15 protein-coding genes are annotated in these 11,882 nt (G+C 65.2%); 10 read left to right on the top strand and 5 right to left on the bottom strand.

Annotated elements, in window-relative coordinates; genetic code table 11:
• Window positions 1–20: 20 nt before the first annotated feature.
• Entirely contained in the window at window positions 21–1,463 is a 1,443-nt protein-coding gene (locus KXZ72_RS08245; RefSeq protein ID WP_404823646.1) for a TrkH family potassium uptake protein, read from the bottom strand.
• A 94-nt stretch (window positions 1,464–1,557) separates the two neighbouring features.
• Here KXZ72_RS08245 and KXZ72_RS08240 point away from each other — a divergent pair, with 94 nt between their 5' ends.
• The 4 genes from KXZ72_RS08240 (at window position 1,558) to KXZ72_RS08225 (ending at window position 2,890) form a co-directional block, all read left to right on the top strand.
• Window positions 1,558–2,010, top strand: coding sequence for an ArsR/SmtB family transcription factor (locus tag KXZ72_RS08240; protein WP_226080126.1), 453 nt, complete (start codon window positions 1,558–1,560; stop codon window positions 2,008–2,010).
• 109 nt (window positions 2,011–2,119) lie between these two features.
• A complete protein-coding gene (locus KXZ72_RS08235; RefSeq protein WP_005504750.1) occupies window positions 2,120–2,218 on the top strand; it encodes a 30S ribosomal protein bS22 in 99 nt (32 codons plus the stop codon).
• Window positions 2,219–2,302: 84 nt separating this feature from the next.
• Window positions 2,303–2,554 carry a glutaredoxin family protein gene (locus KXZ72_RS08230; protein ID WP_226080124.1) on the top strand — a complete coding sequence of 84 codons (252 nt, stop codon included), beginning with the start codon at window positions 2,303–2,305 and terminating at the stop codon, window positions 2,552–2,554.
• A 33-nt stretch (window positions 2,555–2,587) separates the two neighbouring features.
• Entirely contained in the window at window positions 2,588–2,890 is a 303-nt protein-coding gene (locus tag KXZ72_RS08225) for a Dabb family protein (protein ID WP_226080123.1), read from the top strand.
• A 78-nt stretch (window positions 2,891–2,968) separates the two neighbouring features.
• Here the strand turns inward: KXZ72_RS08225 and aspS are convergent, their stop codons facing one another.
• Window positions 2,969–4,309 (bottom strand): aspartate--tRNA(Asn) ligase, encoded by a 1,341-nt coding sequence (gene aspS / locus KXZ72_RS08220; RefSeq protein WP_226080121.1) that lies wholly within the window; start codon window positions 4,307–4,309, stop codon window positions 2,969–2,971.
• Window positions 4,310–4,399: 90 nt separating this feature from the next.
• On the opposite strand from aspS, the gene KXZ72_RS08215 reads away from it, so the two are divergent.
• Genes KXZ72_RS08215 through ccsB form a run of 5 tightly spaced genes read left to right on the top strand, consistent with a single transcriptional unit; the run spans window position 4,400 to window position 9,070 of the window.
• Window positions 4,400–5,035: a histidine phosphatase family protein gene (locus KXZ72_RS08215; protein WP_226080119.1), complete on the top strand. Its 636-nt coding sequence runs from the start codon at window positions 4,400–4,402 to the stop codon at window positions 5,033–5,035.
• A 2-nt stretch (window positions 5,036–5,037) separates the two neighbouring features.
• A complete protein-coding gene (locus tag KXZ72_RS08210) occupies window positions 5,038–5,634 on the top strand; it encodes a TlpA disulfide reductase family protein (RefSeq protein ID WP_226080117.1) in 597 nt (198 codons plus the stop codon).
• 7 nt (window positions 5,635–5,641) lie between these two features.
• Complete coding sequence (locus tag KXZ72_RS08205; RefSeq protein WP_226080115.1) at window positions 5,642–6,388, top strand: cytochrome c biogenesis CcdA family protein; 747 nt, start codon at window positions 5,642–5,644, stop codon at window positions 6,386–6,388.
• Window positions 6,372–8,051, top strand: coding sequence for a cytochrome c biogenesis protein ResB (gene resB, locus KXZ72_RS08200; RefSeq protein ID WP_226080113.1), 1,680 nt, complete (start codon window positions 6,372–6,374; stop codon window positions 8,049–8,051). The genes KXZ72_RS08205 and resB overlap by 17 nt, the downstream gene beginning before the upstream one ends.
• Before the next feature lie 20 nt (window positions 8,052–8,071).
• Window positions 8,072–9,070 carry a c-type cytochrome biogenesis protein CcsB gene (gene ccsB, locus KXZ72_RS08195; RefSeq protein ID WP_226080112.1) on the top strand — a complete coding sequence of 333 codons (999 nt, stop codon included), beginning with the start codon at window positions 8,072–8,074 and terminating at the stop codon, window positions 9,068–9,070.
• A 60-nt stretch (window positions 9,071–9,130) separates the two neighbouring features.
• Here the strand turns inward: ccsB and KXZ72_RS08190 are convergent, their stop codons facing one another.
• A complete protein-coding gene (locus tag KXZ72_RS08190; RefSeq protein WP_226080105.1) occupies window positions 9,131–9,442 on the bottom strand; it encodes a DUF3024 domain-containing protein in 312 nt (103 codons plus the stop codon).
• A gap of 67 nt (window positions 9,443–9,509) precedes the next feature.
• The gene (locus KXZ72_RS08185) at window positions 9,510–10,511 is read right to left on the bottom strand and encodes an o-succinylbenzoate synthase (protein WP_226080103.1); all 1,002 of its coding nucleotides are present in this window, start codon (window positions 10,509–10,511) and stop codon (window positions 9,510–9,512) included.
• Window positions 10,512–10,563: 52 nt separating this feature from the next.
• On the opposite strand from KXZ72_RS08185, the gene KXZ72_RS08180 reads away from it, so the two are divergent.
• A complete protein-coding gene (locus KXZ72_RS08180; protein ID WP_226080102.1) occupies window positions 10,564–11,271 on the top strand; it encodes a FadR/GntR family transcriptional regulator in 708 nt (235 codons plus the stop codon).
• Between the two features lie 9 nt (window positions 11,272–11,280).
• Here KXZ72_RS08180 and KXZ72_RS08175 read toward each other — a convergent pair whose 3' ends face one another.
• Window positions 11,281–11,877 carry a DUF1349 domain-containing protein gene (locus KXZ72_RS08175; RefSeq protein ID WP_226080101.1) on the bottom strand — a complete coding sequence of 199 codons (597 nt, stop codon included), beginning with the start codon at window positions 11,875–11,877 and terminating at the stop codon, window positions 11,281–11,283.
• Window positions 11,878–11,882: the final 5 nt, after the last annotated feature.

The following is an 11,882-nucleotide window of genomic DNA, read 5'->3' as shown; positions in this document are numbered from 1 at the left end:
TCTGTCTGCCGTGGGAAAAACTACCCGACGATCGGGCGTTCCTCCGGACGTCTATAGAGTTTAGAGCTGTTTGTGGCGGCCACGGCCGCGGCGAGCGTAACCGTACCCACCCGGCCGAGCAGCATCGTGATCGCCAGCACGTATTTTCCGGGATCATCCAGCGATTCGGTGATGCCCGTGGAGAGCCCCACCGTGCCAAAGGCCGAGACCACGTCAAAGAGCACGTCCTCGAGTGGGGCCTTGGTCATCTGCAACAGGATGATCGTGGAGGCCGCCACGATCGAGGCGCCCCAGAGCACCACCGAGAGGGCCACCCGCACCACGTCCTGCGGGATCCGCCGGCCAAAGGCCTCCATATCCGGGCTTCCCTTGGCCTCGGCCCAGGCCGCGAGGAAAAGCACCGCGAGCGTCGTGACTTTAATGCCACCCGCGGTGGACGCGGAGCCTCCTCCGATGAACATCAGCATCGAGGCCACAAGCTTGCTGGACCCGTTCAACTCGGACATATCCAGCGCGCTAAAACCGCCCGATCTGGTCATGACGGAGAGAAAAAGGGACTGGAACGCGGTATCCCCCGCGTTCATCCCGCCGAGTGTTCGCGAATTATCAAATTCCAGCGCGGTAAAGGCCATAGCCCCCGCAAAGATCAGGATCACCGTGGTCACGAGGGTGAGCTTGGCGTGAAGCGGCAGCTTGCGCGGGTGGAAGAGGTGCTTACGCAGCGCAAAGATCACGGGGAAGCCCAGCGCGCCGAGGAATACGGCGATCATGAGGGTGCCGAGGAAAAAATAATCGTTGCTGAAGCTGCCCAGCCCGGCGGCGTTGGGGGTGAAGCCGGTATTGGTGAAGGCCATCGCCGAATAATAAAAGCTCTGCCAGACCGCGGTGCCGGTGGGAACGCCGTCGATGAGCATCCGCGGAAAGAGCAGCAGCGCCACGGCACCCTCGATCACCACGAGGCTAATCGCCACCGTAAACAGCAGGTTTCCGATCTCGCCGAGGCGCACGGCCTGGCTCTCGGCCACGGGGCCGTGGTGGATGCGCATGGGGTTGCTATCGCTGGCCGCCATGAGCTTCGCGCGCAGCCCGAGGCGGCGCGAGATGATCATTCCGAGGATCGATGCAAGGGTCAACACGCCGACGGCGCCGATCTGCACACCGCTATACACAAAAATATTTCCGATGACCGACCAGTGTGCGGACATATCCACCGTGGATAGCCCGGTGACGCAGATCACGGAGACGGCCGTGAAGAGGGCATCGGCGAGCGGGGCGCGCGTGCCGCTCGCGCTGGCCATCGGGAGGGAAAACAGCAGGGTGAACATCAAAATGAGCGCCGTGAACACCAAAATGGCAAACCGGGAAGGCGAGTTGCCGGTGAAGACGTTTATCGCTTCCCGGACCCGCGCGAAGCCGCGACGCACGGCGATGGGCGAGTAGCCCTGCCCCCTCTGACGCGCCAATTTACCCCCACAAAATGAAAAAATTTATGCCCGGAAAAGTGGAACCCTGGCCGTAGTCATGGTACTCCGACTCCGGAGTTAGTAGCCTGGGGACATGGCAGACATTTTCGACGTGATCGCGGACTCCACTCGGCGCGACATCCTGCACCTCCTGCACGAGCGTGGGGAGGGCATCTCCGCGGAGGAGGACGCCGGCACGAGCGTCTCGGAAATTGTGGCCGCCCTGGGGCTGAGCCAGCCCACCGTTTCGAAGCACCTGAAGGTGCTGCGCGAGGCGGGTCTGGTGCGCGTGCGCGAGGAGGGTCAGCACCGTTTTTATAGTGTTTCGGCCGAGCCGCTGGAAATTATTGAAGACTGGTTAATGCCGTTTTTGGGTGGCGAGGCCGTGGCCAGCGATGTCATGGCTCTTGCGGCCAGTTTGCCCCAGCAGGCCCGGGAAATCGCCGATGCTATCGGTCACGCGGCCGCCGGAACCACCCACCGGGTGGCGTCCGCGGTGCAGGCCGTGAGCAAAAAACTCGGGGCCGGAAAGCCCGGAAACGAGTAGCGACCCGCCTCCGCGTCGCGGAACGCCCCCGGAATCGGTTACACTTACACGAGGCATTTTTTAGCCGGCCGCGGCTTTCGCGTCCATACCCAATCTTTGTGAGGTCTACGTGGGTTCCGTAATCAAGAAGCGTCGTAAGCGCATGTCGAAGAAGAAGCACCGCAAGTTGCTTCGTAAGACTCGTCACCAGCGTCGTAACAAGAAGTAGAGTTACAACCAGCTAGCGCCAACCCCTCGGGGTCGGCGCTTTTTGGTTTAACCGGGTGGGCACGCGGGGCGCTAGGCTCGAGGCGTGTCTACAACTCGTTTAACCCTGATCGGGAAGCCCGGCTGCCACCTGTGCGAGGACGCACGGGCCGTGATCGACGCCGTGCGTGCCGAACCGGGGATGCCGGAGGTGGAACTCGAGGAGCTCTCGATCCTCGACGATCCCGCGCTGCATGACCGCTACTGGGAGGAAATCCCCGTGCTGCTCATTAACGACCGGATGCACACCTATTGGCGCGTGGATCCCGCACGCCTGCGCGCGGCCCTCGGCGCCTAAAACACCACCCTCATACCCACAGGAGAATCCCGCATGAGCATTCGTCACGTTGTCACCTGGAAGCTTGCCGCCACCGATGAGGCCGAGCGCACCGCGCACGCCCGGGAGATGCGCGAGCGCCTGACCGCGCTCGTGGGACAGATCGAGTCGATCCGTCACCTCGAGGTGGGCATCAACAGCGTTTATCCCGAAAATAACTGGCACGTGGTGCTGGTCTCCGAATTTGACGACGTGGCCGGACTCGACGCCTATCAGGTGCACCCGCTGCACCAGGAGATCGTGACGTTTGTGCGCTCCGTGACCGCCGAGCGCGCCGCCGTGGACTACGAGGTCTAACGGGCGCAGGCGCCGCCCTCCGGGCAAAAAAATACCCGGGACACCACTGCGGTGTCCCGGGTATTTTTATCGCTTAGCCTACGGCGCGAGGCGCGTGGGGCCGCGGAACAGGAAGCTGGTCTCGCGGATCGACGTCTCGTGCAGCATGAGCATCAGCACGCGGGCGAGGCCCATACCGAAGCCACCGTGGCTCGGGGCGCCATAGCGGAAGAAGTCGAGGTAGAAGTCCAGCTCAACCGGGTCCATGCCCTTATCGCGCATCTGGGCCTCGAGGACCTCAACGCGGTGCTCGCGCTGGGCACCCGTGGAGATCTCCACGCCGTTGAAGATGAGGTCATAGCTATTGGTGAGCGTGGCGTCGTTCTCGTGGCGCATGTGATAGAACGGGCGGATGCTCGCCGCATAATCGGTCAGGAAGACAAACTCGTGGCCGTAGGTCTCGCGGACATAGGCCGCGATCTGACGCTCGCCCTCGGGGTCCATATCGTCATCGGCACGCGGAACCTCATAGCCGCGCTCCGCCACGATCTTCTTGGCCTCGGCCAGGGGGATGCGCGGGAACGGGGTGGTGGGAACCTGGATGTCCACATCGAAGAGGTCCTTGATGGCCTCGCCGTGCTTGGCCTTGACCGCGGCAAAGCCGGCCACCATGAGCTCCTCGTGCAGCTTCATGACGTCCTCGTGGCTGTCCACCCAGCTGATCTCGGCATCCACCGAGGTGAACTCCGTGGCGTGGCGGCTCGTGAACGAGGGGTCGGCGCGGAACGCGGGGCCCACCTCGAAGATCTTGCCAAAGCCGGCCGACTGGGCCATCTGCTTAAAGAACTGCGGGCTCTGCGCGAGATACGCCTTGCCGTCGAAATAGTCCACCTCAAAGAGCTCGGCGCGCGACTCGCTCGCGCTGGCCATGAGCTTGGGGGTGTGGATCTCGATGAAGTCATTATCGATCCAGTATTCGCGCAGCGCGTGCAGGAATGTGGTCTGGACCTTAAAGATGAGGTTCTGCTTGGGGTTACGCAGATCGAGGAAGCGCCAGTCCTGACGCTTATCCAGCGAGGAGTCCGCGGCAATCGGGGTCTCCGGGTTGGCGGCGCTCAGAACACGCAGCTCGCCGATCTTCACCTCGAGGCCGCCGAGCTTCACGCGCTCGTCGTGCTTCAGGTCGCCGGTCACGCTGATGAACGAGCCGTGCGCGAGACCCGAGATCGCCTCGGTGATCTCCAGCTTCGCGGCCGAGCTCGGATCGTCTTCCACGAGCTCACGAACCGCGGGATTCACCAGCTGCAGGGCCCCCGACTCATCGCGGAGCACGATGAACTGGACCTTTTTCTGGTCCCGCACCGTCTCTACCCAACCGGAAACGGTCACCGGGCCCTCGGCCCGCGCCGCCAAATTCTTCACTAGCACTCGTTCAGTCACGCCCTCCAGCTTAGTGTGGGAAGGGGGGTCACGTGGTGGCCCGACTTATAGTGAGCGTTTTCACAGCCGGGGGACACGTAGACTGGAGCGGTGGCCGCTAGTCAAATTCACCTCGTCCGACACGGAGAGGTACATAACCCCGATCGTGTTCTCTATGGACGCCTTCCCGAGTTTGGTCTCTCCGAACGGGGTCATAAAATGGCCGCCGCGGCGGCCAATAACCTGCTCTCGCGGGATCGCCACTACGGCACCCTGATCGCCTCGCCGCTGCAACGCGCGCAGGAATCCGCGGCCCCCGTCTCCACGCTGCTCTCGCTGCCCATCGGCACCGAGGAGCGCGTGATCGAGCCGCATAATTATTTCGAGGGCAAGCGCATGAGCCGCGCCGTCCTCAACCCGCTGAACTGGCATGCGCTGCGCGATCCCAACCTCCCCAGCTGGGGGGAGCCCTATGGCTCGATCGTCACGCGAATGATGGCCGCGATCGAGGACGTCTGGAAAAACACGTCCTCGGGAGATGCCGTGATCGTCAGCCATCAGCTTCCGATTTGGATGGTGCACCGCTATCTCGCCGGTGAGAGCCTGCGCCACGATCCCCGCAAGCGCCGCTGCGCGCTCTCGAGCATCACCACGCTCGAACGCTCGGGGGACGGCTTTATCGAGGTCGACTATCAGGACCCGGCGGCGGCACTCTCCGCCGGTTCCGTGGACGTGGGAGCCGTATAGCCGTGTTGAAAAAAACCCGCCTGGTAGCCATCGCGGCCGCCACCCTGGCCCTCGGGCTGGGCCTGAGCGCATGCGGATCCGATCCGCTCTCCGAGCAGTATCGCAGTGCCGATAATAAAAACTATATTGCCGGCGATGGCACGCTCACCGAGATTGCCGCGGCCGACCGCGGCGAGCCCGTCGCGTTCTCCGGCAAGGATGAGCACGGCAAAACCATCAGCTCCGAGGACCTCGCGGGCCAGGTTGTGGTGATGAACTTCTGGTACGCCGGCTGCGCACCGTGCCGCGCCGAGGCCCCCGATCTGGAGGCCGTTTACGGGGAGTTCAAGGATCAGGGTGCCACGTTTGTGGGCGTGAACGTCTACGATCAGGCCGATACCGCGCTGGCCTTTAACAACACCTATGGCATCACCTACCCCTCGATCCTGGATATCGAGGACGGCGCCGTGAAGCTCGCCTTCACCGGCCAGGTGCGCCCCAACGCCGTGCCCACCACCCTCGTGATCGATAAGGACGGCCGCGTGGCCGCCCGCATCCTCGGCAAGCTCAAGGATCGCTCGATCCTCTCGACGCTTGTCAAGGATACGATCGCCGAGTGACCCCGCGATGAGTATCGGCGAAATCATCGGCGACGGCGGCATGCTCGTCGCATTGCCGATCGCAATCCTCGCGGGCCTGGTGTCCTTCGCCTCCCCGTGTGTCCTGCCCCTGGTGCCCGGCTATCTCGCCTATGTGGGCGGAATGGCCGAGAGCGGCGAGGAGAATACCCGCCGCGGAAAATCCCGCATGCTCGCGGGCGTGGGCCTGTTTATCCTGGGCTTCACCGTGGTTTTTGTCACGATGGGTATCCTCGCGGGAACCGCGGGCGTGCTGCTGGATCAGTGGCGCGACCCGATCACCCGCATCCTCGGCATCATCATCATCGTGATGGGTCTGGTCTTTGTGGGCCAGTTCTCCTTTATGCAGCGCCAGATCAAGCCGCGCTGGGTTCCGGCCACGGGCCTCGTGGGCGCCCCCATCATGGGCTTTGCGTTTGCGATCGGCTGGGTCCCCTGCATCGGGCCGACCCTCGCCGCGATCATCGGCCTCGGCTATAACTCCGGTACCGTCTCGCGCGCCGTGATCCTCGCGGTGGCGTATTGTGTGGGACTGGGGCTACCCTTCCTCCTCGTGGCCCTCGGCCTGGGCTGGATGACCGGCGCCACCTCTTTCCTCAAGAAGCATATTCGCGCGATTAACATCGGCGGCGGAGTGCTGCTCGTTCTCATCGGTATCCTCATGGTCTCCGGGCTGTGGGGCATGCTGATGTCCAACCTAGGTTCGGTGATTTCCGGCTTTGACCCGGCCCTCTGATTACGTTGACTCGAGCTCCTCGCCGGAGCCGGAAGATTCCGGTTCGGCGGGGGTCACCCTGCCCAAGCTCGGCTTTATCGGCACCCTGCGTTTTGCCTGGCGGCAGCTGACCAGCATGCGCACGGCGCTGCTGCTCCTGCTGCTGCTGGCGATCGCCGCGGTGCCCGGATCGCTGGTGCCCCAGCGCAGCTCCGACCCCAATGGCGTGGTGCAGTATTTCCGCGATAACCCCGACCTGGCACCGATCCTGGACAAGATCCAGATGTTTGACGTGTACTCCTCGGCCTGGTTCTCGGCGATCTATCTGCTGCTGTTTATCTCGCTGATCGGCTGTATCGTCCCGCGCACCAAGCATCACTTCCAGGCGATGCGCTCGCGCCCGCCGCGCACCCCCGCGCGCCTGTCCCGGCTCTCGGTGCATCGCGAGCAGACCCTCGCCGGCGGCAGCGCCGGGGAGGCCGTGGACGCCGCGCGTGCGCTGCTGAAAAAATCCGGCTACCGCACAGAGCTCTATCAGGGCCGCAACGGTGAGGTATCCGTCTCGGCCGAGCGCGGTTATCTTCGGGAGACCGGAAACCTCGTATTCCACAGCGCACTCGTGCTGATCCTGGTGGCCGTGGGCTTCGGCGGTGGGCTCGGTTATGCCGGGCAGAAGGTTGTGGTGGTAGGCCAAACGTTTGTGAACTCCCTCGTGGACTTCAACTCGTTTAACCCGGGCCGGTTCCTGGACAGCGATACCCTCGCCCCGTACTCCCTTAAGGTTGACGATTTTAAGGTTGAATACGAGATGAAAAACCGGGACGCCTATGGTCAGGCCATCGACTATACGGCCTATCTCACCGCGCGTCATTCGGATGGGCGCGAGTCCAAGGAGCAGATCAAGGTGAATCAGCCGCTGCGCATCGAGGGAACCAATGTGTACCTCCTGGGCAACGGTTATGCCCCCAAGATCACCGTGCGTGATCCCGAGGGCGTGGTGAAGTTCACCGACTCGATCCCGTTCCTCCCGCAGGACACCAACCTCACCTCGCAGGGAGTGATTAAGGTTCCGGACGGGCTCGCGGAGCAGATCGGAATGGTGGGCTTCTTCTATCCCACCGCCGTGCAGCTGGACAGCGGCGCCTATACCTCCAATTTCCCCGATCTGGTCTATCCGATGCTCACGCTCAACGTGTACTCGGGTGACCTTGGCATTAACGACGGCGCACCCAAATCGGTGTACTCGCTGGACACGGATAAGATGACCGAGATCGCGGGACGCACGATCGCCAAGGACGGCGGGCCCGAGCCGATTAAGCTCATGCCCGGCCAGACCGCCGAGCTGCCCGATGGCCTCGGCACCGTGACCTTCGAGAATATCGACCCCAACGCGACCGATGAGGACTTCTCCTCCTCGGTGGCCCGCTTTGTCTCGCTGGATATTCACCGCGATCCCACCCAGGCGTGGGTCGCAACCTTCGGTGCGCTGATCCTGCTGGGCCTGCTGGCCTCGCTCTTTGTGCCGCGCCGCCGGGTCTGGGTGAAGGCCACCGATACCGAGGAGGGCACCGTGCGGGTGGAATATGCCGGACTGGCCCGGGGCGAGGATCCCGGCCTGCGCGAGGCCGTAGACGTGATTGCCCAGCGGCATCTTGGCGCCCTCGGCGCCGAGCAGGAAAAGTAGTGGAGAGGTAGTCTGGGTTCGTGAGTCTAAATGATATTTCTATCTGGTCGCTGTGGTCGGCTATCGCCGTCTACTCGATCGCCTTTGTCGCGTTCACCTTTGACCTCGCGCGCCGCAGCGCCGAGGTAACCGCCGCCGCGGACCGCGCGGCGGCCGCGGGTGCGGCCCAGGCGGCCGCCGCCGCTGCCGGGGGTTCCTCGCGCACCGCGGTGGGTACGCTCACCCGCGAGGAGGACCACTCGGGCTCGGTCACGGCGAGCCGCTCGGCGAGCCTGCGCGTGGCCGTGGCCCTCACCGTGCTTGGCTTCCTGCTGCACCTCACCGCCGTGATCACCCGCGGCGTGGCCGCGGAGCGCGTGCCGTGGGCCAATATGTACGAGTTTGCGATGACGGGCACCCTCGTGATCGTGGCGGTATTCCTGGCCACGCTCACGCGCGTGGACCTGCGCTTCCTCGGCGCGTTTGTGCTCGGGCTTGTGGTCATTTTCCTCGGCCTGTCCACGCTGAACTTCTATGTCGAGGTGGCCCCGCTGCCGCCGGCACTGCACTCGGCCTGGCTCGTGATCCACGTGTTTGTGGCCACGCTGGGAACCGCGTTTTTCACGATCGGCTTCGCGATCACCATCGTGCAGCTGATTCAGGACCGGCGCGAGCGCGCGGGCACCGAACTCAGCGCCAAGCACCTGCGCTTTATGGCCACCCTGCCCAGCTCGCAGCGCATGGATAACCTCGCTTACCGCACCAATATCATCGGCTTTATCCTCTGGACCTTCACCCTGATGGCCGGCGCCGTCTGGGCCGAGGCGGCCTGGGGACGCTATTGGGGCTGGGACACCAAGGAGGTATGGACCTTCATCATCTGGGTGGTCTACGCGGGATATATTCACGCCCGGGCCACGCGCGGCTGGCGCGGCAACCGCGCCGCCTGGCTGTCGATGGTGGGTGCCGTCACGGTGCTCTTCAACTTCACCGTGGTGAACCTGTTCTTCAAGGGCCTGCACGCCTATTCGGGACTCTAGCCTCCACGAAAAAACCGCGGCATCCGATTTCGGATGCCGCGGTTTTTTTATGCGCCGGGCCTAGAGCCGGAAGATCGGATCGGCCCCGCTGGACAGATAGTCGAGGATCTTGCGCACGTGCGGGGTGCGGCCCAGGCCGCGGTGCTCGTGATAGCCGCCGGATTCGGTGAACCAGTGCAGGCTCCACAGGCCCGTGGTCTCGGTATAGCGCAGCCGCGCGAGCGGGGCGGAGCCGGCGTCATCCACCAGGCGGATGGTCACGTCCAGGCGGCCAAACTCGGGTTCCAGGCGCGCGTGCTCCCGGCGATCCTCGGGCAGTGCGGAGGCGCACCAGCGCCGGATGCGGGCGAGGTCTGCGCGCGGAGCGGCCACGATGATCTCCTTCCGAAATTCTGCGGTGATAAGACCCTACTGAGCGTGCGCGCCGCGGGCAAATGCGTTAGGCGCGCTCGGCCAGATAGCCGTGGCAGGCGGCGAGGCGCGCAAACCACCAGGCCTCGCGTTCGGGGGCGGCCCGATACTCGTCCAACAGCGCGGGGGATACCTCGACCCGCGCGGCCGCGATGCTGCCGTTTATGGGCAGCAGCGGCGACTCGGTGACATCCGCTGCGAGCAGCGCCGCGGTGCCCAGGCCACACGCAAAGTCCAGGCCCGGTACCGTGGCGGCCAGCAGAGCCCCCATCGACAGCCCCACCGATGTATCCAGCGCGCTGGAGACCACCACGGGGAGCCCGGTCTCGGCGATCAGCGCCCGCGCCCGGGTAATGCCCCCGAGCGGCTGCGCCTTCACCACGAGCAGATCGGCGGCCCCGGCGCGCGCGACCGCGAGCGGATCGCTCGCCTTGCGCACGCTCTCATCCGCGGCAATCGGGATACCCAGGCCGCTCAGGCGCGCGCGCAACTCGGCCAGCTCGGGCACGGTGGCGCAGGGCTGCTCGGCATATTCCAGCCGATAGGGGGCCAGCGCCCGGAGCGCCTCCTCGGCCTGATCCACGCTCCACAGGCCGTTGGCATCCACGCGCAGGCGCGCATCCGGACCCATCAGCTCGCGCGTGCGGGCGACGCGCGCGATCTCCTGGCCCAGACCCTGACCGGGCTCGGCCACCTTGATCTTGGCGGTGGTGCAGCCCGGATAGAGCGCGAGGATGGCCTCTAGTGCCTCGGCCTCAACCGCCGGCACGGTGGCATTCACGGGGATGCGCTCGCGCAGCACACCCGTGACCGGGCGATAGGCAAAATCGAGGGCGCCGGCGAGCCACGTGGAGGATTCGGCGGTGTCATATTCCACAAACGGCGAAAACTCGCTCCAGCCCGCGGGCCCGGAAAATAGCAGCGCCTCGCGCGTGGTGATCCCGCGGAAGCGGGTGCGCAGCGGCAGCGAAACCACCCGCGCACTATCCAGCAGATGGTCAAGGGAGGGAAGCGGCACCGGGGTACTCATGTCTTCCATTGTCGCCCCTTCGGCGCGGCCGCGCATCCGCTAGTCTGGGGCCATGTCTTCGAGCCTCCATGATCGCGCCGTGGAAGACCTCGGCCGCCGCATTATTTCGGGTGAACTCGCGCCCGGCGATACCGTTCTGGCCACCGATCTGGCCGAGGAGATGGGCGTGGGCCGCTCTGTGATCAGGGAGGCGGTGCGGGTCCTGCAATCGCTGGGCCTCCTCGAATCGGTACGCCGCCTCGGCATCCGGGTATTGCCCGAGGAGAACTGGAACTCCTTCGATCCACAGCTGATCTCCTGGCGCCTGGCCGGTTCCGAGCGGGCCTCCCAGCTGCGTTCTTTGACCCAGCTGCGCCGGGCCGTGGAGCCCGCCGCGGCGGAGCTCGCCGCGCAATACGCCGATCCCGAGGCCGCCGCCGATCTGGTGGCCCTCGCCGATGATATGCGCACGCTGGGCCGCGCGGGAGACGTCGCGGGATTCCTCGCCGCCGATATTCGCTTCCACGCCGGCGTGCTGGAACTCAGTGGGAACCGCATGTTTGCCGCGATGGACGGCATGGTTGCCGAGGTGCTGCGCGGGCGCACGCGGCACGGCCTGATGCCCCACCACCCGCATGAGGACGCCCTGCGCCTGCATATCGAGGTGGCCGGCGCGATCGCCGCGGGCAACGGCGAGCGGGCGCGCGATGCGATGGACCGAATCATGCGGCGCACCGCCGCCGAGGTGGACCATAACCTCGGCACGGCCCCCGGGGCCTAAAACCCCGGGCTAGTGCAGCGCGGCATCGGCCGCTGTGCGCACCCAGGAGAGGAAACGCACGCTCAGCCCGGCGCGCGTGGGCGCGCACAGATACGGGCCGGCCTGCGCGGCGCAATTCGGGGGCAGATGGGTGACCCGCACCAGGCGCAGCGGCCCATCATCCACCCGGGAGCGCACCGTGACCGCCGCGGGCTCGCGGCTCAGCCGGATCGTGATGACGCGCCCGTTCCACTCCGGAACCGGCGCCACCGACCAATCCGAGCTGCCGTGGGTCACCACCGCGCCGAGCTGGAGGGCGCCATCGGCCCACTCCACCCCGGCCTTAATCCAGGTCTGCGTGTCCACGCGCAGGAAGAGCCCGGCCTGATCAAATTGCTCGGCAAACTCCGCCCGGAAGGACACCTCCATCGCGGACCCCACGGGCAGATCCGCCAGCAGCGCATGCTCGCTCTCGTGGATAAACCCATAGGAGGTATGCCGCCAGGCATCGCTGCCCGCGGCCGCCTCGACCAGCAGGTCCGTGCCGTCCTCGCGGAGGGATACCGGCGGGGTTGTCCAGGCTCCCTCGGCCCAGCCGAGGGGTGTACCGTGCTCCGGGTTTATCATTATGC

The organism is Mycetocola spongiae (assembly GCF_020424085.1).
Classification (GTDB): domain Bacteria; phylum Actinomycetota; class Actinomycetes; order Actinomycetales; family Microbacteriaceae; genus Mycetocola; species Mycetocola spongiae.
The sequence above is the reverse complement of the archived record's forward strand: the minus strand, read 5'-3'. Positions and strand labels throughout refer to the sequence as shown.

Coding starts and splice junctions, on each gene's coding strand:
- KXZ72_RS08240 (WP_226080126.1), top strand. CDS start 1,558: ATGGCAGACATTTTCGACGTGATCGCGGACTCCACTCGGCGCGACATC.
- KXZ72_RS08225 (WP_226080123.1), top strand. CDS start 2,588: ATGAGCATTCGTCACGTTGTCACCTGGAAGCTTGCCGCCACCGATGAG.
- KXZ72_RS08205 (WP_226080115.1), top strand. CDS start 5,642: ATGAGTATCGGCGAAATCATCGGCGACGGCGGCATGCTCGTCGCATTG.
- KXZ72_RS08185 (WP_226080103.1), bottom strand. CDS start 10,511: ATGAGTACCCCGGTGCCGCTTCCCTCCCTTGACCATCTGCTGGATAGT.
- KXZ72_RS08180 (WP_226080102.1), top strand. CDS start 10,564: ATGTCTTCGAGCCTCCATGATCGCGCCGTGGAAGACCTCGGCCGCCGC.
- KXZ72_RS08175 (WP_226080101.1), bottom strand. CDS start 11,877: ATGATAAACCCGGAGCACGGTACACCCCTCGGCTGGGCCGAGGGAGCC.